Origin of the sequence: Paraburkholderia sp. JPY465 (assembly GCF_050436725.1) — a bacterium.
Taxonomy (GTDB): Bacteria; Pseudomonadota; Gammaproteobacteria; order Burkholderiales; family Burkholderiaceae; genus Paraburkholderia; species Paraburkholderia youngii.
Genome location: NZ_JBNDMT010000001.1, coordinates 139,841 through 164,479, shown reverse-complemented (window position 1 = coordinate 164,479; position 24,639 = coordinate 139,841). Strand labels below are relative to the sequence as shown.

Sequence of the window (24,639 nt, the reverse complement as noted above, 5' to 3'; positions counted from 1 at the left end):
AGGGCATCAATTTTCTGGGCGAAATTGATGACACAGGAGCGCAGCGAAGATGGGATCCGGCCAAGATACGGTCGAATTGCCATCACAAGGGCCCTGTCAGGCTGACGCAGGAGCGGGGCTTTGTCCGGATGGGTACGAGTTCCCGTGCCATGGACGCGAAGTAGCTAGTGCGGTTTCCTGACCAGCCGTATCGCGACTTGATAGCGGCTCAGGTTTTCCCTGTCGTCATTTGTCTAACGGAATGCATCGCGATACTGACCCGGCGTCATGCCCATGATCGCCTTAAAAGTGCGGGTCAGATGGGCCTGGTCCGCAAACCCTGTGGCGATAGCGATGTCGGCAAGCGAGCGCTGCAAACGCAACATTTGACATGCTTCACGGATTCTCGTCTGTATCTGATAAGCATGAGGCGTCAGTCCGACCGATTGCTGGAAGGCGCGTAGAAGCCGAAACGGCGGAACGCCCGACGTCGCCGCCAGCTCCTCCAAAGTGACCTTGTCCCCCAGATTTTCGACCAGATAATCGCGCACCAGTTTGACCGCACGGGGTTCCCGCGCGCGAGCAGGAACGGCGACCACGGCCTCCGAGTGCCGCAGCAGCAGTCTCACGATCAGCGTGACTAACCACGATTGACGCTCGAGCGTGGACGAGTCTGCCTCGGAGCAACGGTGCAATGCAAGCAATTCGCGAGCGGCATCAGGGTCGTCGAAAGTTGGACCGAGGAACGCGATGCTGGACGCGGGCGAGTTCCCTCGCAATTCCGCCGCGGTGTTGTGCACCATCCCGCGATTGATGTGGATCGTTCTCCAACGCCAGCCTCCACCATCCACCGGCGTGCCGTAGTGGGCTTCCTCCGCGTTGATCAGTGTGAAAGAGCCTGCTTTGGCAATGCCCTGATGCGAGCGCGTGCGCAAGTCGATTGCCCCCTCGAGCACCAGACCCAGGCTTATTTCCTCATGAGAGTGCCACGGATACATATGTCGAACGTAAGTACCCTTGAGCATTTCCGCGTCGTGCAGGTCCGTCATCCGCCAAACCTTGACCCTGCTGTCATGCGACATCTTTACCTCGAATCAGATTCCAGATGCGTTCCTCGACGCATGGCGTACAGGCGAGACAGATCGCCTGAGCGAGCCAATTCCTTATTGGAGAAGAGGAACCGTCACGTAAACGATACCGAATCCTTGTCGATTGCGCTGAGCGCTGGCGTAACCTCATTTTCTGCGGCGAAGCTTGTCGCCAGTTCGGGGGATCGCGTGAACTTTACGCCGCGCGTCTTCTTCAAGCTACCAGGCCGGGCATCCATCGGTCTTGAAGAATCTTGCAACCAGGCAACGTGTTGGAACGAGCGCCCTGCGGTCGCAGGATTCTTCAATACTCGCCACGCGAGCGATGGATACTGACTGGTGCATCAAATAGTGCCTCTTCTCAGGCTGCGTACCGGACATGTTTTTCTTTAAAGAGGTTGCGAATCATGTGAGGCTCCTTCTGTCGGCGATGCAGGTGTCGCCGGATCGCGCCGATCAGTTCCGCCTTGGTCGCCGGTCGGCTTTTGCCGAGCGCGTTGGTTTTGACGTCCTGGTTGAGCAGCTCGTCAGGATTGAGCTCGGGGCAATACCCCGGCAACCGGATCAGGCGCAGATGTGCAGCGTTATCGGCGACGTACCGCTTGACTGCTTTGGACCGGTGCACAGGATGCCCATCGACGATCAGGTAGATCATGCGCGTGGCCTGCTTGAGCAGGCGTTTCAGGAAATCGATGAAGGTCGCGTTTTTGAACGTCCCTTCGAAGACCATAAAGCTCAGTTCTCCACGATTCGTGATCGCAGAAATCATGTTGCAGCCGAAGCGCTTTCCGGTCGCCCTGACGACCGGCGTTTCGCCCTTCAGGGCAAAGCTGGTACCGCTCACGTGGTCGCTGCGCAAGCCCATTTCGTCGCCCCAATAGATGGTTGCCCCTTCCTGCTTCGCCTCTTTCGCAATGCCCGGATAGTCCTCGTTCAGCCAGCGCTCGATTTCCTCGTCCTTTCTCTCGTACGCGCGTCGAACAGGTTTCTGGGCGGTCATGCCCCATGCCTTGAGGTATCGGCCCGCCGTCCACTTCGACACTTTCACGCCGCACTCGCGCTCAATCAGCTTTGCCACCGATTCGCGGGTCCACAGGTAGAACGGCAGCGCAAGCTGGTCGGGCATGCGCTCGATGATAAGCTTGCGCATTTTCACGGCTTGTGGATGAGTCAGGTGGCCGCTTCCGTGCCGACGGCCACGCTTGCCGGACCTCAGTGCCCTCAAGCCACCCTCTCGTGCCAACTTCATCCAGTTGCCCACCGCACGCAGGCTAACGCCATACGTTCGAGCCGCTTCCACTCGCGTCATGCCGCTACGCACCGCTTGCACCACCATCTTCCTCAGGTGCGCCTGCGTTGCCTCGCCCAGCTTCCTTGCATCAGTTTGCGTATTCATACCTCTCTAACGCACAGGGCAGTATTTGGTGCACCGGTCAGTATCTGAAGTTGACCCGGTTCAGCGGACAGATCTGCAGTCAGAGATTGAATGTGATTTAGCCTCCATTGGGCGTTGAGTAGCGGGTTGTCCACGGACGGGCAGCGGGTCGCTTCTCTCGACCATGACGCTGCCCGGCGGTGGACAACCCGCGCTGCGATGCCGGTTGATGTGGCGCATGCAGATTTTCAAATTCGAGCGGCGAGCAATAACCGATGCTGCTGTGCAGGCGGCGTACGTTGTACCAGCCTTCGAGGAATGAGAACACACGCCGCCTTGCCAGTTCGTGGGTCGCGAAGTGTTCGCGACAGAGCAGTTCGGCTTCAAGTGTGCCGAAGAACGACTCACACATCGCGTTGTCGTAGGCGTCGCGGGCCGTCCCCATTGAAGGTTGCACGCCGGCCTCGCGACAACGTCGTCCGAACGCTATGGACGTGTATTGGGCGGATTCAACCGGTCGTCGCAACACTCGATTATTGAGCAGACCTCAGGTATTCGTCCAGTGCTTCGGCAGGTGTCTTCCAACCAAGTGTTTTCCGGGGTCTGGTATTCAGTGCATTGGCAACGGCCTGGATTTCTCGAGCGCTCCACCGGGACAGGTCTGTACCCTTTGGGAAGTATTGTCGCAAGAGACCGTTCGTGTTCTCGTTCGTGCCGCGCTGCCATGGACTGTGCGGGTCGGCGAAGAATACCTGTACCCCGGACTCGACCGTGAAACGGGCGTGATCGGATAGTTCTTTGCCACGATCCCAGGTCAATGACCGCCACAACTGGGCGGGCAGGTCAGTCACGGTCTTCTTGAGCGCATTGGCCATCGTGACAGCTCCGTAGCCAGCCAGCGCAGGACCATTCTTCGTTCTGGGAATCAGCCCGTAGCCCTCCTCGCGAGTCAGCTGGGCGAACGGTTCGCTTCACTGGAGGTGAGCGTCACGCAGCGTTGCGAACAGCTGGCCGACGTCTCGCGCGCGGCGGGGCGATCAGTCTCATCGTCGACAACACGGGATTGAGCTTTGGGCGGGCGAGCCAGTGGTACGAGGAAAAGTACGGTCAGAATGCCGCGCGCACGCCGTGGCGCAAGATGCATCTGTCGATCGACGCTGACATGAACGTACACGCGATCCGCATCACCACTACAGCAGTATCGGACCGCGAAGGAATGGACGCCGTGCTGCCCGCTGATGTGCCGATGGACCGGGTGATTGCCGATGGCGCGTACTACAGCATCGAGCGTACCGAAGCGCTTTCAGGCGCGGGCGTGACGCCCGTCATCCCACCGCCAGCTCACGCTGTCGTACACGGCGAGCAGCGAACCCGCCGGCATGACCAGATCGTCGGATACATCGAGGACAAAGGCATCTATGCATTTCAGAAGAAATACGGCTACGGTGTGCGCTCGCTGGTCGAGGCACAGATCTCGCGCATCAAACGCTGCATCGGCGAGCGCCTGCTGACGCAGGAGCTTGCGTCGCAGGAAGGCGAAGGCGTAATCATCGCCAACCTGCTGAACCGGTGGAATGCCTTCGGCAAACCGGTTTGCGTCAAAAATGCATAGTCGCGTCCATGGCACGGGAACTTGTACCCATCCGGACAAAGCCCCTCAATGACGACAATTCGCATTGTTGTGCAATGCTTCGGGTTGCCTTGCATCGGCGGCAAGATATGACGACATCATCAACGGTGTCATTGGTGGTCGGTTGCCCGCATCGGTCGCAGCGATCGGAGCCCTCGGCCCTATAAACTTTTCTAGCCGGATGAAAGCAATGCGGGTAACGCTCCCATTGGAAGAGGCGATTCTACATGCTGGGCTGGTGCCGGCGAATCGTCGTGTGGTCGTCGCGCTTATTGGTCACGCCGACACATACTGGTGGGGTGGACATATCGACAACTGGCGCCCGGATGAGACGTTGTTTTCGTCGGGATCGGCACTGACGGGTTACAGAAAGCTTGTGGATCGCTTTAAAAAGGGCAAAACGGCCAAGGCGCACATACTGATGTTTCACAATGACGGCTCGTTCGGTGCAGTGATGCTTGGCGTCGAATCGAAGGAAGAAGCGCAACAATTGCTATTCGACTCTCTGGAAGAAATTCGGATCCGGACATCGGACTGATCGGTCGTGCGTCCGCGCGCTCATGATCGCCTGGGCAGGGTGCTCGCGGTTGGCTATGGGGGACACTTGACGACATCTTCCCGCAGATGTGACATCGGCGCTGCTGAATCGCATATCAAGATTGTAAGCAATATCCCCGGGCCTTAGCGCGACAGAACCCCTCGAGCCATTACTTCGCGGGGCGCGTCTTGCCATGCGGGGCCTTCGTGCATCATTTGCCCCTTCAATGGACAACTGGAGAAAGCCCCCCGAAACCCGCAACCACTTGGGTAAAAAACATGCATAATTCGACCCGTTGCATGCTGCTTACCGGCGCGAGCCGGGGCATTGGTCACGCCACGGTGAAACTATTTCAGGAGCGGAATTGGAGGGTGCTTACGGTATCGCGCCAGCCATTTTCTGAGGAATGCAAATGGCCAGCTGCGAGGGGATCCCACATCAAGGCCGACCTAGCTGATCTCGATTCCATCGAAAAGGTCGCAGAAGAAGCGAGAAACCGGCTTCCCGATGGGAAACTGCATGCACTGGTCAACAATGCAGGTATTTCTCCGAAGGGGGAGAACCACTCGCGACTCGGCGTGCTCACAACTGATATCCACACGTGGACGACGGTGCTCAACGTCAATCTCGTCTCGAGCGCGCTGCTTGCACGGTCGCTTTTTCCTGAGCTGGTCGAGGCGAAGGGTGTCATCGTGAATGTAACATCCATCGCCGGTGCGAATGTCCATCCATTCGCCGGCACGGCTTACGCCGCGTCGAAAGCTGCGCTTGCAGCGTTGACGCGAGAGATGGCGCATGAATTGGGAGCGCATGGCGTACGTGTGAACGCGATCGCACCCGGTGAAATCGATACGTCGATCCTGTCGCCGGGCACGGAAGAGATCGTTCGTAAGTCTATTCCGCTCCACCGCCTTGGCGGCCCGCGAGAAGTCGCTGAAACAATCTACTTCCTTTCGGAACCGGCTTCATCCTACATTAACGGTGCCGAGATTCACATTAATGGTGGGCAGCACGTCTGATCCGCGCACTGGCAGGTTGCTGGAGATGTGGCAGTAAAATGAAGGGTTCTGTTGCAGTAAGGCCCACGTTAAAATTGGGTAGCGAATTTTTGAGCTGTGCGATGAAGAAGACGAAGACACCGCGAACCACACTCGCGCCGGGCTTGGCCAAGGTCCTGAAAGCGCCTTCACTACCCGCTTGAAGTGATTTTGCTGTGCGTGCGATGGTACGTGGCCTATTCGCTGAGTTTGCGCAATCTTGCGGAAATGATGGACGAGCGTGGTATCGCGGTGGATCATTCGACGGTGTACCGCTGGGTCATCAAACTGCTGCCGCTCTTCGGAAGGAGCTTGCGCAAGCACAAGCGTCCGGTTGGGAAAAGCTGGCGAATGGACGAGAGCTATATCAAGATCAAAGGTGAGTGGAAATATCTTTACCGGGCAGTGGACAAGGCGGGCGACACGGTCGACTTCCTGCTCAGGGCCAGGCGGGACAAGGTCGCTGCCCGGCGGTTCTTTGAAAAGGCGATCGCCCATAATGGTACGCCAGAGACCGTGACCATCGACAAAAGCGGCTCCAATCTGGCCGCACTGGATGCGGTGAATGCCGATCGCGAGACGCCGATCAAGGTCCGTCAGATCAAGTACCTGAACAACATTGTCGAACAGGACCATCGGGCTATCAAACGCCGGACCCGGCCGATGCTGGGATTCAAGAACTTCCACCGTGCGAGGGTCATTCTCGGCGGCATCGAGGTCAATGGAATGAACGCCTCCCAACCGTGAACGGTGGAACTAAGGATGAGGATGGACCCTTCACGGGCCGACGGCATCACTGTGCCAATATGGAAAATCATGCAGGTCTTCACAGGCAAAACCGGAGGGATCCGAAATGAAGCTTACGCCAGTTGGGATCGACATTGCCAAGCGCGTGTTTCAGGTGCATTACGTGGACGCGGAAACTGGAGAGATTGTGAACCGGCAGATCAAGCGCGCCAAGTTTCTCGAGCACTTCGTGAACCGGGCGCCGTGCCTGATCGGGATGGAAGCTTGCGGTGGTTCACAGCATTGGGCACGACAACTCACGAAACTGGGGCACGAGGTGAAGCTCATGCCGGCCGGGTTCCAACATCCGCAACAAGAGCGATGCAGCAGACGCCCGGGCGATCTGGCTGGCCGTGCAGCAGCCAGGCAAGGCCGTGGCGGTAAAAAGCGAAGCCCAGCAAGCGGTGCTGGCGCTGCACAGGATGCGCCAGCAACTGGTCAAGTTTCGTACGATGCAGATCAACAGCTTGCGCGGACTGCTGGCCGAATACGGCGAGGTGATGGGTAAGGGCCGGGCTGCGCTCGATAAGGCGATGCCGGCGGTGCTTGCCGGCATAACGGATCGACTGCCGATGGTGTTGATCGACACATTGCGCGAGCAGTGGAACGGGTTGACGAAGCTCGATGACCAGATCGCCGTGATCGAACGGCGGCTGCGTCAGTGGATGCTGGAGGACAAGGCGGTCAAAGCGATTACCGCGATCCCCGGCGTTGGTGTGCTGACGGCGACTGCCGCAGTGGCGACAACGGGCGACGCGAAGTCGTTCAGGTCAGGGCGCGAGTTTGCAGCCTGGATCGGTCTCGTACCAAAGCAGACTGGCTCGGGCGGAAAGGTGACGTTGCTGGGGATCAGCAGGTGCGGCGACACGTATCTGCGCACGCTGTTGATACACGGTGCCCGTAGCGTGTTGTATCACGCGAAGGAGCCCGGCTCGTGGGTCGAGCAGATCAGCAAGCGCAGGCCACCGAACGTGGTAATCGTCGCGCTGGCCAACAAGATGGCACGAACAATCTGGGCAATCCTCGCCCACGAGCGGTCGTATCAGATGGGGCACGTGAGCGCGAAGCCGGTCTGAATAGCCAGCGTTCACGCAGAAGACTAACTTCACACAGGATGACGCGTCGAAGGTTGCGCTGGCAATCGAATGTGATGACAGAACAGGTTGGACCGGAACTCGCTAAACCTGAATGTGCATAAGAGCCTTGAGCTCGTGAGGTCAATGAGGTGCGAGTCAGCGGATTTCATAGAGGCCCGCAGCGTATGTACCGGCTGCAGCAAGGCCGTATATACAGCGGCAACCCATCCTGCCCGTCACAACAAACGAAAGCCTTGGCAAACGGGAGGCGTTCATATACATGCACATGATCAGGAAAGGACAGATGAAATGTGCGGGCAAAGACCCGTCGTCTGCTTCCCAGCAGTTTTACTCCCTTGTGTTATAAGCAATACTTATCATATCGACATTTCTCGTCCCGACACCCTTACTGCAACAGAACCTTATTGATCGGGCAATAAAATGTTGAAATCAAGCCGCATAACGGACAGGATCATGCTGGAAGTATCGCCGGATGCGTTCGGGTTGCTTCTGCACAACCCTGTAATGGTGCGCGGTGGCCTTGACCAGTTGCAGCCTGGTACGCGTTGGCGCCCGCGGTGTGACGCTTTGCTTGAGGTCGATCCGGTCGCGGTGCCTGTCCAGCCAGGCCATCACGGCCTTGCCGTGATGGACACGCAGATTGTCCAGGATCAGGAAGATCTTTTTCTTCGCCCCGGTGATCAGCCGTCGCATGAAGTCAATCAGGATGCCGGTGTTCAGCGCACCGTCGAAGATCTTCCAGCGCATCTGTCCTTTATTCGTCACGGTGGAGATGACCGACAGGCCGGCACGCTTCGCGTTGACCTTGAGCACCGGTGTCTTTCCCGTGGGCGCGTAACCGCGGCCCCGAACATCGTCGGAGCGCAGTCCGGTTTCATCGCCCCAGTGGACTTCGGCTCCTTCAGCCTGGGCCCGCTGCGCAATGGCAGGATAGTCTTCATCGAGCCACTTCCTGATCGCCGCCGGCGATTGCTCATAAGCCTTCTTCAATGGCTTTTGCGGGGTGAAGCCCCAGCGCGACAGATACAGCCCCATCGTACGAACCGGCACACGGATGCCGAACCGTTGTTCGATCACTTCGGCCACGCTCTGACGGGTCCACAGGGCATAAGGCATTTTCAACTGGTCAGGTGTGCGGTCCCGGATGATTTTCTGCACGACCCGCTCCTGATCTGCGCTCAGGCTGCGTCCGGTACCCGACGGACGACCGCGAGGTCCGACATCCACGGCACGCCAGCCGCCCGCCTCGTACGCCTTGCAGGCCGCAATCACCGTCGTGGGCGACATCTCGCAACGCAGCGCCACCTCTTTCAACGCTACGCCTTCGATGCGCATCTTCACCGCGCGGCGACGGCGTTCATTCAGTGCCGCCATCGGCAAGGTTCGGGAGTCGATCTTTTCCATACTACTTCCGACCATGTGCTGCGCTCAAAGTTTCAACATTTTATTGCCGGATCAATAGCGTGGGCCTTACTGCAACAGAACCTCTCGTTGTACTCGTGCGCGTTGGTGACCGAGTAGTTCGGCTTGGGCCGCTTGCGCGGCCCACCCGTTTTCAGTCTTGCCTTGTAAGGCATGAAAGCTCGCCTGTCGGATAGATCACTGGGCGCTTTCTACCGGACCCACGGTCGCCGCGCAAGGACCCTGCTGAACAAAGCCACTACGCGGCAATGCACTTGACTTCGCGTAAAGTGCACGTCAGCTCTGGCGAGCGCGTAAGCTGGGTGCACTCGGTTATCTGCTCACTTGGAAGCAAAATTGGCTAGCAATTCATGGAATCCATGGGACACGGAACGATTCAATCAGGCCTACGAGCAGCTGCGCGAACAGCAGGTACGGCAGGAGCAGATCCCCTCCCACTCTCGGACAGGGTCGCCAGCGTACGGATCCGCGCAGCTGGCGGAAGTGATGCAGGGCTTGAATGACTTGCAGCTTGAGCGGGGAAGTAGGGCGGGCGAACCGGTCGTCAGCCGAATCTCTTATGCAAAAAGAACAGTTATTTACAATCAGGAGGACAAAGCATTCGTTGAAAGCTATATTAACAGCCGGCGGCGACGACCGGGTGACTGGTCTCTGGAGGTGCACGTTGACGCACTGGCAAGGTTGAGTAATGCATGCCCGGGTTTCGCGGGCCGGCTTGCCGACCCCGAACTTGACGAGATCGCCCGGAATATCGACCCGACAGGAGTGGTACAGACCGCCTTGTCAATAGCGCGCGAATATGAAGCCGGTTTCCCATACCGGGAAGATCAGGCTCTTATTGACAACTTCATTGCAAGCTCGACAGATTCGGCTCACGTTCGGAGGTTTAGCGCGTGGCTGAGACGCAATGGCTTGCCGCCAATCAATGAGCGCATGGACGCGTTGGATGGCGACGCTGATGCGTATCTTGCTCGCACGGGTTTGAAGGGGACGTCCCTGAACAGAATGCTCCGCGCACTGCAGAAAGCGATGGGCTTGTCAGGTCCATACAAAGAAGATCAGGCAGTTGCGGAAGCCTTACTTGACTCACTCTCTGCGACCGCTTATTCGGAGGAAACCGCTCAACAATACCTAAGTGCTATTATCGCTTTCAGTAAATGGCTAAAAAAGAACAACCTGCCGCCAATTAACGGGCGTCTGGGACCCAACGATGGGTTGCGCGAGGATCTCGAGCGGTGCCGCGCAGACCAAACGATAGGGGTGACAAAGGCCAAACGGGCGCTTGCTGCACTGCGCCGCATGGGTCTCGGACAGGGCGCACCCGATCAGCCTGCAGGAAGCTCCCAGCCCTTCCATACTCCAGATGAGTTCCGCGGCCTGAGTCCGTGGGAGGCGTACAACCGCCCCCAGGAGTCTGGTTCCACCTTTGCCGGTCTTTCGTCGCTCGGCTACGGGGTGCCTTACGGCAGCCGCGAGTTCGATCCGGATGCCCCGCAGTCGGTCGTCGGATCCTCGCACGTAGCAGATCCGGAAATCGTCGACGTGGATAGCTATCCGTCTCCCCAGGGCCCCATCAGTGGCGTTGCCCAGAGATTAGCTGGCGACCCCTGGTTGTGGGACAACGATCTCGTCACCTATACCGAGGTGCTGACACAGCAACTGCAGGGGCAACCTCATGCGCACTTGCTCAGTTTTGTCGATCCGCAGCAGGTCCGTCTGCTGACTGAGGGGAATCCGCAGCAGCAAACGGCTGTTCTGGCCCGCATTGCTGGCCCAAACTCCCCGCCGATCCTGTTCCTGCCCGTGAACGTGGGCAACCTCCACTGGTCACTGCTCGTGGTGAACCGGCAGACAGGGCAGGCCTTCCACTACGATTCGGCGGTGCCACCGGAGCGCGCCCGTGGCGCCACCGATACGGCCCAATTCCGGCAGGCAGCGCGGGTGGCTGCTGCCCTGGTAGTCCGGGCGCCCAGGGGCACGCCCACCGCGCTGCAGCCGGACAAGAATACCTGTGGGGACCATGTGCTGTACGGAATCGAGACACTGGCGCGCAGGTTTATCAGTGGCGAGGCACTCCAGCGCGGGGGCATGGATCTACGCAATATCCGGCCGGACCGGCAACATGTCATCAATGTATTGACGCAGGCCGAGCGATTCAGGGCTGAAATCGCGCAGCCGCAACCTCCCCGGCAGATGCCTTACGGCGGCGACCAGCCGGCGCCTGGCTCCTACCCCGATATCGGCTATTTGGTCGGCGACAACTGGCGGCACGGCAATCAACGCGCCTCGCCCTTGCTCATCAATATACTGGAGAACCAAGGCTTGATGCCAAACCCTTACGTGCCCCAGACATACATGTCTATTCAGGGTCAGCGCTATATGGCCACCTTGTCCGGAAACGAGGTCTGGCTCATCCCCTTGAACCTCGGCTGACAACTGATTGCGGATTTTCCGGAGGGATCGGAGTTAAAGTCAAATCTGGTGTATGCGGTCTCGGCGTAATCAGGCGGCTAGCGATTGCTGAGCCGGTGTGCTGTCGGTCACCGGTTCTCCATCCTTGAACGTCATCCCGTCAAGCATCGAAGTGAGCTTTTCCGGGGCGCGGATGCGCCGCCACGGCTTTGTCCGGATGGGTACGAATTCCCGTGCTATGGACGCGACTACCCCCATCCGGACAAAGCCCTGATGATCCACAATGACGGCACGTTTGGAACGGTGATGCTTGGCGTAGAGTGCGCATCCGCCGACAAGTCAAGCAAATGCGAAGCTCCTTTAATTTCAGATCACAAAGGTAATCTCGGCGAGGTTCAAAGCTGCGTTACACATTGGGAGGCACCTTGAGTGCCAGGCGATAATGGTGCCCCCATTTTTCCTCTGCGGCATCCATGACTCAAAACACCCGATCTGGCGTCGGCAGACTGAGCGACGACAAACGCAAAGCGATTGCACTTCAGGCCCTCACGCGCACCGAACCCATCAGTGTGCTGGCTGAGCGTAACGGCGTGAGCCGCCCGACGGTCTACCGACAGATCGGCACGGCCAGTGTAGCGCTGGATGAAGCCTTTGATACCACGCGGGCAGCCGACGCAGATCAGGTGCTTTTCATGCTGCCGGTCACCCGCCAATGGCTCGATCAGGTCATCGTGGCGCTCACGATGGTGGGCCACGTTTCGTTTCGCAGTACCCTTGAACTCATGCACGACCTGCTCGGCGTCTCGACCAGCCTGGGCACGATTCACACCGTTCTTCAGCGGGCCGCAAAGCAGGCCATCGCCATCAACGCCGGTATCGATCTCTCACCCATCCGGGTCGGTCTGCACGACGAACTCTTTCAGGGTTCCCAACCCGTGCTCGCCGGTATCGATGTCGCCTCGACCTATTGCTATCTGCTCGCCCCCGAAGCCCATCGCGACGGCGACACCTGGGCCATCCATCTGCTGGATCTGCAGGCACAGGGCCTCGATCCTGAGCACACGATCGCCGATGCGGGAACCGGTCTGCGTGCCGGGCAAAAAATGGCCTGGCCCGATACGCCGTGTCACGGCGACGTATTCCACATCATCCAGCAGGGTAAATCACTAGCGACGCTCTGGCATCGTGTCGCCAGTGGCGCTCGCACCGGGCGCGAGCAGCTCGACGCGCGTCTGGCCAATCCCCGTCGACGTGGTGAGGATAGCCTCCTCGAAGCCGCGCTGGAAACGCTTCGGCGCAATGAAGCCCATGCGCACGAGCTGGCTGCCGACCTGCGCACCCTGGTTCAGTGGCTCGACGTGACATCCTGTCACTGGCTGGGCCGGACCTCGCGACGCGTCAACGGCTGTTCGATTTCGTGGTTGCCGAACTGCAGCAACGTGAAGCACGGGACCTGTCACGTACAGGGGCATACCGGCGTGCCCTTCAGAACCAGCGCGACGGCCTGCTCGCTTTCGCGGGCCTGCTCGACACAAAACTCGACGCCATTGCACGAACGCACAACGTGGCGCGCCATCTCGTGCGCGAGGTCTGCATGCTGCATCGCAAGTCCGAAACGTCGAGTGCGTTCTGGCAAGGGTGGAATCGCCTGCTAGCCCGCATCGGCCGCCCGTTTCACGGCGTCTACGCCGCCGTATCCGGGGCGCTGCATAGCACACCACGCAGCAGCTCGCTGGTCGAAAATCTCAACTCGCGACTGCGCGTCTACCTGACCAACCGGCGTCATCTGAAGGGCGGGCGGGCCTGGCTTGGTCTGCTGCAGTTTGTCTTCAACCATCGCCGCTTTGCCCGCAGCCGATGCCCTGAGCGAACTGGAAAGAGCCCGAGGGAACTGATGAGCCGCAAGCCTCACGATCACTGGCTGACGCTGCTCGGATTCGGCCCACTCCAGCCTCAGCGAACCTGATATCGGCAGGTCGTCGCCGGCCTCCATTTGAACCGCACTCCTTACTATTCCTGCTTTCTTACGCAGGCTGCTTCCGCTCGTCTGTGTAACGCAAAAATCGCGCTTTTTGAACCACGCCGCCTGGCCCGATACGCCGTGTCACGGCGACGTATTCCACATCATCCAGCACGGTAAATCACTAGCGACGCTCTGGCATCGTGTCGCCAGTGGCGCTCGCACCGGGCGCGAGCAGCTCGACGCGCGTCTGGCCAATCCCCGTCGACGTGGTGAGGATAGCCTCCTCGAAGCCGCGCTGGAAACGCTTCGGCGCAATGAAGCCCATGCGCACGAGCTGGCTGCCGACCTGCGCACCCTGGTTCAGTGGCTCGAACGTGACATCCTGTCACTGGCTGGGCCGGACCTCGCGACGCGTCAACGGCTGTTCGATTTCGTGGTTGCCGAACTGCAGCAACGTGAAGCACGGGACCTGTCACGTACAGGGGCATACCGGCGTGCCCTTCAGAACCAGCGCGACGGCCTGCTCGCTTTCGCGGGCCTGCTCGACACAAAACTCGACGCCATTGCACGAACGCACAACGTGGCGCGCCATCTCGTGCGCGAGGTCTGCATGCTGCATCGCAAGTCCGAAACGTCGAGTGCGTTCTGGCAAGGGTGGAATCGCCTGCTAGCCCGCATCGGCCGCCCGTTTCACGGCGTCTACGCCGCCGTATCCGGGGCGCTGCATAGCACACCACGCAGCAGCTCGCTGGTCGAAAATCTCAACTCGCGACTGCGCGTCTACCTGACCAACCGGCGTCATCTGAAGGGCGGGCGGGCCTGGCTTGGTCTGCTGCACTTTGTCTTCAACCATCGCCGCTTTGCCCGCAGCCGATGCCCTGAGCGAACTGGAAAGAGCCCGAGGGAACTGATGAGCCGCAAGCCTCACGATCACTGGCTGACGCTGCTCGGATTCGGCCCACTCCAGCCTCAGCGAACCTGATATCGGCAGGTCGTCGCCGGCCTCCATTTGAACCGCATTCCTTACTATTCCTGCTTTCTTACGCAGGCTGCTTCCGCTCGTCTGTGTAACGCAAAAATCGCGCTTTTTGAACCACGCCAAGCCCTGCATCACTCCCGCCAGCTGCGCGGATCCGTGCGCTGGCGACCGAGAGTTGGAGGGGGGCGACTCCTGTCGTACCTGCTGTTCGCGAAGCTCCGCAGTGAGATTGACCCGCAAAAACGGACACCTATCCTTTTGATCAGGAGGTGTCGAAATGGGCAGGCATCGTACCCCGTACCCGGTGGAATTCCGGGCCCACATGGTCGAGCTGGTGAACGCAGGAAGAACGCCAGAGGAGCTGGCGCACGAGTTCGAACCGACCGCACAGACGATCATCAACTGGGTCGCGCAGGCCGATCGCGACGCCGGTGTGCGCCATGACGGGCTGACCACGGCCGAGCGGCAGGAACTCACGCGGCTGCGTCGCGAGAACCGGCAACTGAAGATGGAGCGAGACATTCTCTCGCAGGCCGCGGCCTGGTTCGCGAGGGAGACGGGAGCCGTTCCACCGAAGAGCGGTACGGATTCATGAGAGCGAACCGGGCCCGCTGGCCCGTGGCGAGGATGGCGCGGCTGCTCAGGGTCTCCACGAGCGGCTACTACGCATGGCTGATGCGTGAGCCATCGAAACGCTCGTGCAGCGATGCGCAACTGCTCGAGCGCATCCGCACACTGCATGCGAGTTCGCGCGGCACATATGGGGCGCCACGTATCCATGCGCAGCTCGCGCGCGATGGCGTGCATGTGGGACGCAAGCGGGTCGCACGCCTGATGCGCCTGGCCGGCCTGCATGGTGCGAGCCGGCGGCTCTGGCCACACACCACGCGGCAACGCGCGGGGGCACGGCGTGCTCCGGATCTGGTGCGCCGGCACTTCTGTGCCGAGGCGGTGAACGTGCTGTGGGTGGCGGACGCCACCTACATCCCGACTGACGAAGGGTTTCTGTATCTCGCTGTGGTCCTGGACGTGTTCAGCCGCCGCATCGTCGGGTGGGCGATGTCCAGCCATCTGTACACCGAACTGATGTTGCGGGCGTTGAACATGGCGTTGCAGCAGCGACGCCATGACGGTGTAATTCTACATTCCGATCAAGGCTGTCAATACACCTCCATTGCCTTCGGACGGCGCTGCCGCGAAGCCGACGTGCAACCGTCGATGGGCACGGCCGGCGACGCGTACGACAATGCGATGTGCGAATCGTTCTTCGGCACGCTCGAAGCGGAGCTGCTGTTGCGCGAACACTTTGCGACCCATGAACAGGCCCGGCAGCGCATCTTCTGGTTCCTTGAGGGGTGGTACAACGTACGCCGCCTGCACAGCAGCATTGGCTATCGTTCGCCGCTTGAATTCGAAAACATCAACGTTGAAAGGCAAACCGTGTCGCCTTGCGAGTTGCCCACCGGCGGGCAGCGTCATGGTCGTGAGATGCGACCCGCCGCCCGCCCGTGGACAACTCGCGACTCAACGCTTAACGGAGGTTAGATCACATCAAATCTCTGGCTGCAAATCCGTCCGTCGAACCGGGTCAATCTCACAGAGTCCCGCGTGAACCGTTTGATGTTCCATGAATTCCACCAGTTGCCGCCCACTTTATCTTCCTCCTGATCAACCGAGCCCGAAGCACAGCTTATCGGCCCGCGCGACCCGACCTGCGCGTTACGCGAAGCTTGGTGCGTTTTCGCGTAAGCGGGCAGAAACTGGTTCTGTTGCAGTAAGGCCCACGTTAAAATTGGGTAGCGAATTTCATCTGATAGCGCTGAGCTATCTCCAGACAGATTTCCTTCAGAACTTCGTCAACCTGGTCATCAAAGACCGCTCGTCGATACTTCGCCGGCAGCACCACGTGATACAGCAACACCGTGACGTTGTGGCTCTTGTGAATGTATTCGCTCATTCACCGCAGCATACGCCGCAAGCGGCGGGGAATCTGACCCGAAGAGATTGAACTGCCTACGCGCTGCGAACGTTCAGAACATTGAGATTGACCCGGTTCGACGGACGGATTTGCAGCCAGAGATTTGATGTGATCTAACCTCCGTTAAGCGTTGAGTCGCGAGTTGTCCACGGGCGGGCGGCGGGTCGCATCTCACGACCATGACGCTGCCCGCCGGTGGGCAACTCGCAAGGCGACACGGTTTGCCTTTCAACGTTGATGTTTTCGAATTCAAGCGGCGAACGATAGCCAATGCTGCTGTGCAGGCGGCGTACGTTGTACCACCCCTCAAGGAACCAGAAGATGCGCTGCCGGGCCTGTTCATGGGTCGCAAAGTGTTCGCGCAACAGCAGCTCCGCTTCGAGCGTGCCGAAGAACGATTCGCACATCGCATTGTCGTACGCGTCGCCGGCCGTGCCCATCGACGGTTGCACGTCGGCTTCGCGGCAGCGCCGTCCGAAGGCAATGGAGGTGTATTGACAGCCTTGATCGGAATGTAGAATTACACCGTCATGGCGTCGCTGCTGCAACGCCATGTTCAACGCCCGCAACATCAGTTCGGTGTACAGATGGCTGGACATCGCCCACCCGACGATGCGGCGGCTGAACACGTCCAGGACCACAGCGAGATACAGAAACCCTTCGTCAGTCGGGATGTAGGTGGCGTCCGCCACCCACAGCACGTTCACCGCCTCGGCACAGAAGTGCCGGCGCACCAGATCCGGAGCACGCCGTGCCCCCGCGCGTTGCCGCGTGGTGTGTGGCCAGAGCCGCCGGCTCGCACCATGCAGGCCGGCCAGGCGCATCAGGCGTGCGACCCGCTTGCGTCCCACATGCACGCCATCGCGCGCGAGCTGCGCATGGATACGTGGCGCCCCATATGTGCCGCGCGAACTCGCATGCAGTGTGCGGATGCGCTCGAGCAGTTGCGCATCGCTGCACGAGCGTTTCGATGGCTCACGCATCAGCCATGCGTAGTAGCCGCTCGTGGAGACCCTGAGCAGCCGCGCCATCCTCGCCACGGGCCAGCGGGCCCGGTTCGCTCTCATGAATCCGTACCGCTCTTCGGTGGAACGGCTCCCGTCTCCCTCGCGAACCAGGCCGCGGCCTGCGAGAGAATGTCTCGCTCCATCTTCAGTTGCCGGTTCTCGCGACGCAGCCGCGTGAGTTCCTGCCGCTCGGCCGTGGTCAGCCCGTCATGGCGCACACCGGCGTCGCGATCGGCCTGCGCGACCCAGTTGATGATCGTCTGTGCGGTCGGTTCGAACTCGTGCGCCAGCTCCTCTGGCGTTCTTCCTGCGTTCACCAGCTCGACCATGTGGGCCCGGAATTCCACCGGGTACGGGGTACGATGCCTGCCCATTTCGACACCTCCTGATCAAAAGGATAGGTGTCCGTTTTTGCGGGTCAATCTCACATCTCCGTTGAGCTGCACCGGCACGCGATGAACTTTGAACGATTGCGTAAGTCTTCCTTCGTTGCGGCTGACAGCACTTCGGCTAGGGGTCTGAAGAGAGGAGAAGGAGCGGTTAGGCTGATTCGCTTACTTAAATCGAAGCGTCGCCCACAGCCATGACCGACTTGAACCGCATTAGTCCCGGCGCTGGTGTTGATCATACTCCCTTGCAGGAACCAGCCAATGCGCGGCCTGCTTCGCCGGTCGCGCGCGCCACGCCCGCCAGCCTTGCCCGGCCTGAGGGGATGCCTGCGAGCCGTCGGGCAGTACCTGGTGGACTGTCTTTGCCACGCGCGAACTGGTCATCTGCGCAGGATTCGATCTCTTCACTGCTCAACTCGCCGGGGCTCGCCCCCACCACCCCGTCGGACGGGCAGGCACGGCTGCACTGGATGGGCGAGTCGTCCAGCTTGATGGCCCCAAACGCGCCGATTTCACCGCAGGGAAACAGTCCCCCCGGGGCCGACCGTGCCGGTGGCGCTTCAAGCCCTGCGCAGCCAGGCAACGAGCAGGCCCTGAAGCGCCTGGGCTACACGGACAAGCAGCTCAAAAAGATCAAGACCGAGGCGTACTCGCACGTGCTGGCGCATCATAACGCCTTGGTCAGCCACGGCTTCTCGCTTGATGAGATCGGCCAGTTGAGCAGCCGCTTCCAGTCGCTGGGGCTGGTGGCGGCCCACCATGGTGCCCTGGCCCAAGCGATTCCGGATCTAACGCGAGCCCAGATCGTGGACATCGGCCGCAGGCGCTCGGGTGATTGCGCGTTGAACGAACTGCTGAAAAAGGAAGCGGGCCATACTCACCCGGTGGGTGCCGAGCTTGCCGCGCCGCCCCTGCGTCTGAGTGCCGCGCAGATTGCCGCCATTGCGGCACGCGGCGAGCGTCCCGCGGTCGCGGCAGTTCATCGCCAGGGACCTGTGCTCATGAGCGAGCCACTGAACCTCAGCGTGGGACAGGTGGTGGCCATCGCCAGCAACAACGGCGGCAAGCAGGCCCTCGAGGCGGTCAGGACACAGTTGCCGGCGCTGCGTGAGCCTCCGTTTGGCTTGACCACCGAGCAGGTGGTGGCCATCGCCAGCAACGGTGGCGGCAAGCAGGCCCTCGAGGCGGTCAGGACACAGTTGCCGGCGCTGCGTGAGCCTCCGTTTGGCTTGAGCACCGAGCAGGTGGTGGCCATCGCCAGCAACGGTGGCGGCAAGCAGGCCCTCGAGGCGGTCAGGACACGGTTGCCGGCGCTGCGTGAGCCTCCGTTTGGCTTGAGCACCGAGCAGGTGGTGGCCATCGCCAGCAACGGTGGCGGCAAGCAGGCCCTCGAGGCGGTCAGGACACAGTTGCCGGCGCTGCGTGAGCCTCCGTTTGGCTTGAGCACCGAGCAGGTGGTGGCCATCGCCAGCAACGGTGGCGGCAAGCAGGTCCTCGAGGCGGTCAGGACACAGTTGCCGGCGCTGCGTGAGCCTCCGTTTGGCTTGAGCACCGAGCAGGTAGTGGCCATCGCGAGTAACATGGGTGGCAAGCAGGCCCTCGAGGCGGTCAGGACACAGTTGCCGGCGCTGCGCGAGCCTCCGTTTGGCTTGACCACCGAGCAGGTGGTGGCCATCGCCAGCAACAACGGCGGCAAGCAGGCCCTCGAGGCGGTCAGGACACAGTTGCCGGCGCTGCGTGAGCCTCCGTTTGGCTTGACCACCGAGCAGGTGGTGGCCATCGCCAGCAACGGTGGCGGCAAGCAGGCCCTCGAGGCGGTCAGGACACAGTTGCCGGCGCTGCGTGAGCCTCCGTTTGGCTTGACCACCGAGCAGGTGGTGGCCATCGCCAGCAACGGTGGCGGCAAGCAGGCCCTCGAGGCGGTCAGGACACAGTTGCCGGCGCTGCGTGAGCCTCCGTTTGGCTTGACCACCGAGCAGGTGGTGGCCATCGCCAGCAACGGTGGCGGCAAGCAGGCCCTCGAGGCGGTCAGGACACAGTTGCCGGCGCTGCGTGAGCCTCCGTTTGGCTTGAGCACCGAGCAGGTAGTGGCCATCGCCAGCAACAACGGCGGCAAGCAGGCCCTCGAGGCGGTCAGGACACAGTTGCCGGCGCTGCGTGAGCCTCCGTTTGGCTTGAGCACCGAGCAGGTAGTGGCCATCGCCAGCAACAACGGCGGCAAGCAGGCCCTCGAGGCGGTCAGGACACAGTTGCCGGCGCTGCGTGAGCCTCCGTTTGGCTTGAGCACCGAGCAGGTAGTGGCCATCGCCAGCAACGGTGGTGGCAAGCAGGCCCTCGAGGCGGTCAGGACACAGTTGCCGGCGCTGCGTGAGCCTCCGTTTGGCTTGAGCACCGAGCAGGTAGTGGCCATCGCGAGTAACATGGGTGGCAAGCAGGCCCTCGAGGCGGTCAGGACACAGTTGCCGGCGCTGCGTGAGCCTCCGTTTGGCTTGAGCACCGAGCAGGTGGTGGCCATCGCCAGCAACGGTGGCGGCAAGCAGGCCCTCGAGGCGGTCAGGACACAGTTGCCGGCGCTGCGTGAGCCTCCGTTTGGCTTGAGCACCGAGCAGGTGGTGGCCATCGCCAGCAACGGTGGCGGCAAGCAGGCCCTCGAGGCGGTCAGGACACAGTTGCCGGCGCTGCGTGAGCCTCCGTTTGGCTTGAGCACCGAGCAGGTGGTGGCCATCGCCAGCAACGGTGGCGGCAAGCAGGCCCTCGAGGCGGTCAGGACACAGTTGCCGGCGCTGCGTGAGCCTCCGTTTGGCTTGAGCACCGAGCAGGTGGTGGCCATCGCCAGCAACGGTGGCGGCAAGCAGGCCCTCGAGGCGGTCAGGACACAGTTGCCGGCGCTGCGTGAGCCTCCGTTTGGCTTGAGCACCGAGCAGGTAGTGGCCATCGCGAGTAACAACGGCGGCAAGCAGGCCCTCGAGGCGGTCAGGACACAGTTGCCGGCGCTGCGCGAGCCTCCGTATGGCTTGACCACGGAGCAAGTGGTCAACATGGCTTGCGTCGTGGGACGACCGGCGCTTGAGGCCATCCTGGCGTATCTGCCGGCCCTGCGCGAGCGCTTCGATAACGAACGACTTATGACCATCGTCAGCCTGGGCGGAGCGCAGGCACTGGATGCGCTACAGCAAGGTCGGTCCTGGGCCGCCACCAGGCAGCCGGGACGCAGGATCCGGATCGAAGACGCAGGCCCCTCGCGGGCCGTGCACATGCCCGAGCCCAGGGACATCATGGCCTTGTTGAACTTCTTTTGCACCCACCCCGAACCGCTGCAGGCCTTCTCCGACGCTCGTCGACAGTTTGGCCTGCACTCGCAAGCACTGACGCGTCGTCTGGCCCTGGCTGGCGTGACCGAGATGGAAGCGCGAGCCGGAACGATCCCGGATGCCGCGCAGCGCTGGCGCCGCCTGGTCGATAGCCTGAACGGCCGGGCTGTAGACAATGCCGCAGCTTCCTCGCCTGCGGACACGTTGCAAGATTTTGCTCAATCGCTGGAGGATTCGCTCAGGTCGGTCGACGCGGGGAACCCCGGCAGCGAAACGCTCCCAGCCGCGCGAGCCAAGCGGGCCGCTCCCACGGCGCCAACCACTTCGCGCGACGTGCGACCACGATTGGATGCAGCGCCCTCGCTCACTGCTTCAGCGACGCAGTCCGCCTGGGGTCCCCGTCAGGCACGTACGCAGCAAACCGATTCAGTAGCAATGCCTGCGGCACTTAGCTGGGGTACGCAGGCGCCGCGCTCCCAGCGCCCAGCTCGACCCGCTCAGCCAGCCGCGCCAGACCAAGCCGCCCACATGCCGACCAACGCATCGGACACCGAAGACTGGATCGGCCTGGCCGACCCAGGCACCCCGACGGAGGCCGACCTCGATCCCCTTCGTCTCCATCGCTTCTTTCCCGGACACACTGGCCCCTCCCAAAGCGAGGCTTCCAACGCGCTCATGCTGACTAACGAGGAGCTCTGCTGGCTCGACGACCTGTTCGCGTATCCGCCCGAGAATCCGTAAGCGACTCGGCCAGGCCAGTCCCCCATTCGCGCGGGTTCTGGTGCAAATCGATAAGCGGGTTGGGCGTGGTTCAAAAAGCGCGATTTTTGCGTTACACAGACGAGCGGAATCAGCCTGCGTAAGAAAGCAGGGCGAGGTTCAAAGCTGCGTTACACATTGGGAGGCACCTTGAGTGCCAGGCGATAATGGTGCCCCCATTTTTCCTCTGCGGCATCCATGACTCAAAACACCCGATCTGGCGTCGGCAGACTGAGCGACGACAAACGCAAAGCGATTGCACTTCAGGCCCTCACGCGCACCGAACCCATCAGTGTGCTGGCTGAGCGTAACGGCGTGAGCCGCCCGACGGTCTACCGACAGATCGGCACGGCCAGTGTAGCGCTGGATGAAGCCTTTGATACCACGCGGGCAGCCGACGCAGATCAGGTGCTTTTCATGCTGCCGGTCACCCGCCAATGGCTCGATCAGGTCATCGTGGCGCTCACGATGGTGGGCCACGTTTCGTTTCGCAGTACCCTTGAACTCATGCACGACCTGCTCGGCGTCTCGACCAGCCTGGGCACGATTCACACCGTTCTTCAGCGGGCCGCAAAGCAGGCCATCGCCATCAACGCCGGTATCGATCTCTCACCCATCCGGGTCGGTCTGCACGACGAACTCTTTCAGGGTTCCCAACCCGTGCTCGCCGGTATCGATGTCGCCTCGACCTATTGCTATCTGCTCGCCCCCGAAGCCCATCGCGACGGCGACACCTGGGCCATCCATCTGCTGGATCTGCAGGCACAGGGCCTCGATCCTGAGCACACGATCGCCGATGCGGGAACCGGTCTGCGTGCCGGGCAAAAAATGGCCTGGCCCGATACGCCGTGTCACGGCGACGTATTCCACATCATCCAGCAGGGTAAATCACTAGCGACGCTCTGGCATCGTGTCGCCAGTGGCGCTCGCACCGGGCGCGAGCAGCTCGAAGCGCGTCTGGCCAATCCCCGTCGACGTGGTGAGGATAGCCTCCTCGGCGTGGTTCAAAAAGCGCGATTTTTGCGTTACACAGACGAGCGGAAGCAGCCTGCGTAAGAAAGCAGGAATAATAAGGATTGCGGTTCAAATGGAGGCCGGCGACGACCTGCCGATATCAGGTTCGCTGAGGCTGGAGTGGGCCGAATCCGAGCAGCGTCAGCCAGTGATCGTGAGGCTTGCGGCTCATCAGTTCCCTCGGGCTCTTTCCAGTTCGCTCAGGGCATCGGCTGCGGGCAAAGCGGCGATGGTTGAAGACAAACTGCAGCAGACCAAGCCAGGCCCGCCCGCCCTTCAGATGACGCCGGTTGGTCAGGTAGACGCGCAGTCGCGAGTTGAGATTTTCGACCAGCGAGCTGCTGCGTGGTGTGCTATGCAGCGCCCCGGATACGGCGGCGTAGACGCCGTGAAACGGGCGGCCGATGCGGGCTAGCAGGCGATTCCACCCTTGCCAGAACGCACTCGACGTTTCGGACTTGCGATGCAGCATGCAGACCTCGCGCACGAGATGGCGCGCCACGTTGTGCGTTCGTGCAATGGCGTCGAGTTTTGTGTCGAGCAGGCCCGCGAAAGCGAGCAGGCCGTCGCGCTGGTTCTGAAGGGCACGCCGGTATGCCCCTGTACGTGACAGGTCCCGTGCTTCACGTTGCTGCAGTTCGGCAACCACGAAATCGAACAGCCGTTGACGCGTCGCGAGGTCCGGCCCAGCCAGTGACAGGATGTCACGTTCGAGCCACTGAACCAGGGTGCGCAGGTCGGCAGCCAGCTCGTGCGCATGGGCTTCATTGCGCCGAAGCGTTTCCAGCGCGGCTTCGAGGAGGCTATCCTCACCACGTCGACGGGGATTGGCCAGACGCGCTTCGAGCTGCTCGCGCCCGGTGCGAGCGCCACTGGCGACACGATGCCAGAGCGTCGCTAGTGATTTACCCTGCTGGATGATGTGGAATACGTCGCCGTGACACGGCGTATCGGGCCAGGCCATTTTTTGCCCGGCACGCAGACCGGTTCCCGCATCGGCGATCGTGTGCTCAGGATCGAGGCCCTGTGCCTGCAGGTCCAGCAGATGGATGGCCCAGGTGTCGCCGTCGCGATGGGCTTCGGGGGCGAGCAGATAGCAATAGGTCGAGGCGACATCGATACCGGCGAGCACGGGTTGGGAACCCTGAAAGAGTTCGTCGTGCAGACCGACCCGGATGGGTGAGAGATCGATACCGGCGTTGATGGCGATGGCCTGCTTTGCGGCCCGCTGAAGAACGGTGTGAATCGTGCCCAGGCTGGTCGAGACGCCGAGCAGGTCGTGCATGAGTTCAAGGGTACTGCGAAACGAAACGTGGCCCACCATCGTGAGCGCCACGATGACCTGATCGAGCCATTGGCGGGTGACCGGCAGCATGAAAAGCACCTGATCTGCGTCGGCTGCCCGCGTGGTATCAAAGGCTTCATCCAGCGCTACACTGGCCGTGCCGATCTGTCGGTAGACCGTCGGGCGGCTCACGCCGTTACACTCAGCCAGCACACTGATGGGTTCGGTGCGCGTGAGGGCCTGAAGTGCAATCGCTTTGCGTTTGTCGTCGCTCAGTCTGCCGACGCCAGATCGGGTGTTTTGAGTCATGGATGCCGCAGAGGAAAAATGGGGGCACCATTATCGCCTGGCACTCAAGTTGCCTCCCAATGTGTAACGCAGCTTTGAACCTCGCCCCGCAGAGGAAAAATGGGGGCACCATTATCGCCTGGCACTCAAGGTGCCTCCCAATGTGTAACGCAGCTTTGAACCTCGCCGGATCGTCTTACGGTCGACTCCCGTAATCCGGGCAATCTCCCGCTGACGTTTGCCCGCGGCGATGAGCGTGGCGATGGTTGTTTGCAGATGCGGCTTCAAGACATTCACTCCAA

General features: G+C 61.1%; 14 protein-coding genes and 7 pseudogenes. 13 read left to right on the top strand and 8 right to left on the bottom strand.

What is annotated here, in order from left to right:
- Positions 1-233: 233 nt before the first annotated feature.
- The 4 genes and pseudogenes from QFZ94_RS00815 to QFZ94_RS00800 form a co-directional block, all read right to left on the bottom strand.
- On the bottom strand, positions 234-1,061 hold the full coding sequence (locus QFZ94_RS00815) for a helix-turn-helix domain-containing protein (protein WP_429455273.1): 828 nt from the start codon (positions 1,059-1,061) through the stop codon (positions 234-236).
- Between the two features lie 367 nt (positions 1,062-1,428).
- Positions 1,429-2,463 carry an IS630 family transposase gene (locus QFZ94_RS00810; protein WP_429455271.1) on the bottom strand — a complete coding sequence of 345 codons (1,035 nt, stop codon included), beginning with the start codon at positions 2,461-2,463 and terminating at the stop codon, positions 1,429-1,431.
- A gap of 97 nt (positions 2,464-2,560) precedes the next feature.
- A complete protein-coding gene (locus QFZ94_RS00805) occupies positions 2,561-2,899 on the bottom strand; it encodes an integrase core domain-containing protein (RefSeq protein WP_429455433.1) in 339 nt (112 codons plus the stop codon).
- Between the two features lie 76 nt (positions 2,900-2,975).
- Positions 2,976-3,395 (bottom strand): annotated as a pseudogene (locus QFZ94_RS00800) (IS30 family transposase); the annotation flags it as partial.
- Positions 3,396-3,439: 44 nt separating this feature from the next.
- Between QFZ94_RS00800 and QFZ94_RS00795 the strand changes: the two are divergent.
- The 6 genes and pseudogenes from QFZ94_RS00795 to QFZ94_RS00770 form a co-directional block, all read left to right on the top strand.
- Positions 3,440-4,054, top strand: a complete 615-nt coding sequence (locus QFZ94_RS00795; RefSeq protein ID WP_429455250.1) for a transposase — start codon at positions 3,440-3,442, stop codon at positions 4,052-4,054.
- 67 nt (positions 4,055-4,121) lie between these two features.
- The gene (locus QFZ94_RS00790; RefSeq protein WP_429455252.1) at positions 4,122-4,610 is read left to right on the top strand and encodes a hypothetical protein; all 489 of its coding nucleotides are present in this window, start codon (positions 4,122-4,124) and stop codon (positions 4,608-4,610) included.
- Positions 4,611-4,909: 299 nt separating this feature from the next.
- Positions 4,910-5,629 (top strand): SDR family NAD(P)-dependent oxidoreductase, encoded by a 720-nt coding sequence (locus QFZ94_RS00785; RefSeq protein WP_429455269.1) that lies wholly within the window; start codon positions 4,910-4,912, stop codon positions 5,627-5,629.
- A gap of 101 nt (positions 5,630-5,730) precedes the next feature.
- Positions 5,731-6,376 (top strand): annotated as a pseudogene (locus QFZ94_RS00780) (IS6 family transposase); the annotation flags it as partial.
- Between the two features lie 124 nt (positions 6,377-6,500).
- Positions 6,501-7,509: pseudogene (locus QFZ94_RS00775) on the top strand (IS110 family transposase).
- Positions 7,510-7,789: 280 nt separating this feature from the next.
- Positions 7,790-7,876, top strand: a pseudogene (locus tag QFZ94_RS00770) (IS6 family transposase); the annotation flags it as partial.
- An 83-nt stretch (positions 7,877-7,959) separates the two neighbouring features.
- Here the strand turns inward: QFZ94_RS00770 and QFZ94_RS00765 are convergent.
- Complete coding sequence (locus QFZ94_RS00765) at positions 7,960-8,934, bottom strand: IS630 family transposase (protein ID WP_429455267.1); 975 nt, start codon at positions 8,932-8,934, stop codon at positions 7,960-7,962.
- 342 nt (positions 8,935-9,276) lie between these two features.
- Between QFZ94_RS00765 and QFZ94_RS00760 the strand changes: the two genes are divergently transcribed.
- The 5 genes and pseudogenes from QFZ94_RS00760 to QFZ94_RS00740 all read left to right on the top strand — a co-directional run.
- The gene (locus tag QFZ94_RS00760) at positions 9,277-11,385 is read left to right on the top strand and encodes a Ulp1 family isopeptidase (protein ID WP_429455265.1); all 2,109 of its coding nucleotides are present in this window, start codon (positions 9,277-9,279) and stop codon (positions 11,383-11,385) included.
- 452 nt (positions 11,386-11,837) lie between these two features.
- Positions 11,838-13,019, top strand: coding sequence for a hypothetical protein (locus tag QFZ94_RS00755; RefSeq protein ID WP_429455263.1), 1,182 nt, complete (start codon positions 11,838-11,840; stop codon positions 13,017-13,019).
- Positions 12,959-13,330 (top strand): hypothetical protein, encoded by a 372-nt coding sequence (locus QFZ94_RS00750; protein WP_429455109.1) that lies wholly within the window; start codon positions 12,959-12,961, stop codon positions 13,328-13,330. Before QFZ94_RS00755 ends, QFZ94_RS00750 begins: the two co-directional genes overlap by 61 nt.
- A gap of 106 nt (positions 13,331-13,436) precedes the next feature.
- Positions 13,437-14,309 (top strand): hypothetical protein, encoded by an 873-nt coding sequence (locus QFZ94_RS00745; protein WP_429455261.1) that lies wholly within the window; start codon positions 13,437-13,439, stop codon positions 14,307-14,309.
- A gap of 274 nt (positions 14,310-14,583) precedes the next feature.
- Positions 14,584-15,722: pseudogene (locus QFZ94_RS00740) on the top strand (IS3 family transposase); the annotation flags it as partial.
- A 385-nt stretch (positions 15,723-16,107) separates the two neighbouring features.
- Here QFZ94_RS00740 and QFZ94_RS00735 read toward each other — a convergent pair.
- Together QFZ94_RS00735 and QFZ94_RS00730 are read right to left on the bottom strand one after the other, a co-directional pair.
- Positions 16,108-16,263: pseudogene (locus tag QFZ94_RS00735) on the bottom strand (transposase); the annotation flags it as partial.
- A 263-nt stretch (positions 16,264-16,526) separates the two neighbouring features.
- Positions 16,527-17,665, bottom strand: a pseudogene (locus QFZ94_RS00730) (IS3 family transposase); the annotation flags it as partial.
- 377 nt (positions 17,666-18,042) lie between these two features.
- Here QFZ94_RS00730 and QFZ94_RS00725 point away from each other — a divergent pair.
- Together QFZ94_RS00725 and QFZ94_RS00720 are read left to right on the top strand one after the other, a co-directional pair.
- Positions 18,043-21,732, top strand: coding sequence for an avrbs3 family type III effector protein (locus tag QFZ94_RS00725; protein ID WP_429455259.1), 3,690 nt, complete (start codon positions 18,043-18,045; stop codon positions 21,730-21,732).
- A 216-nt stretch (positions 21,733-21,948) separates the two neighbouring features.
- On the top strand, positions 21,949-22,806 hold the full coding sequence (locus QFZ94_RS00720) for a hypothetical protein (protein ID WP_429455258.1): 858 nt from the start codon (positions 21,949-21,951) through the stop codon (positions 22,804-22,806).
- 58 nt (positions 22,807-22,864) lie between these two features.
- Here the strand turns inward: QFZ94_RS00720 and QFZ94_RS00715 are convergent, their stop codons facing one another.
- Positions 22,865-24,358 carry a hypothetical protein gene (locus QFZ94_RS00715; protein ID WP_429455256.1) on the bottom strand — a complete coding sequence of 498 codons (1,494 nt, stop codon included), beginning with the start codon at positions 24,356-24,358 and terminating at the stop codon, positions 22,865-22,867.
- Between the last annotated feature and the right edge of the window lie 281 nt (positions 24,359-24,639).

Coding starts and splice junctions, on each gene's coding strand:
- QFZ94_RS00755 (WP_429455263.1), top strand. CDS start 11,838: ATGACTCAAAACACCCGATCTGGCGTCGGCAGACTGAGCGACGACAAA.
- QFZ94_RS00815 (WP_429455273.1), bottom strand. CDS start 1,061: ATGTCGCATGACAGCAGGGTCAAGGTTTGGCGGATGACGGACCTGCAC.
- QFZ94_RS00810 (WP_429455271.1), bottom strand. CDS start 2,463: ATGAATACGCAAACTGATGCAAGGAAGCTGGGCGAGGCAACGCAGGCG.
- QFZ94_RS00765 (WP_429455267.1), bottom strand. CDS start 8,934: ATGGAAAAGATCGACTCCCGAACCTTGCCGATGGCGGCACTGAATGAA.
- QFZ94_RS00750 (WP_429455109.1), top strand. CDS start 12,959: ATGCTGCATCGCAAGTCCGAAACGTCGAGTGCGTTCTGGCAAGGGTGG.
- QFZ94_RS00715 (WP_429455256.1), bottom strand. CDS start 24,358: ATGACTCAAAACACCCGATCTGGCGTCGGCAGACTGAGCGACGACAAA.
- QFZ94_RS00785 (WP_429455269.1), top strand. CDS start 4,910: ATGCTGCTTACCGGCGCGAGCCGGGGCATTGGTCACGCCACGGTGAAA.
- QFZ94_RS00720 (WP_429455258.1), top strand. CDS start 21,949: ATGACTCAAAACACCCGATCTGGCGTCGGCAGACTGAGCGACGACAAA.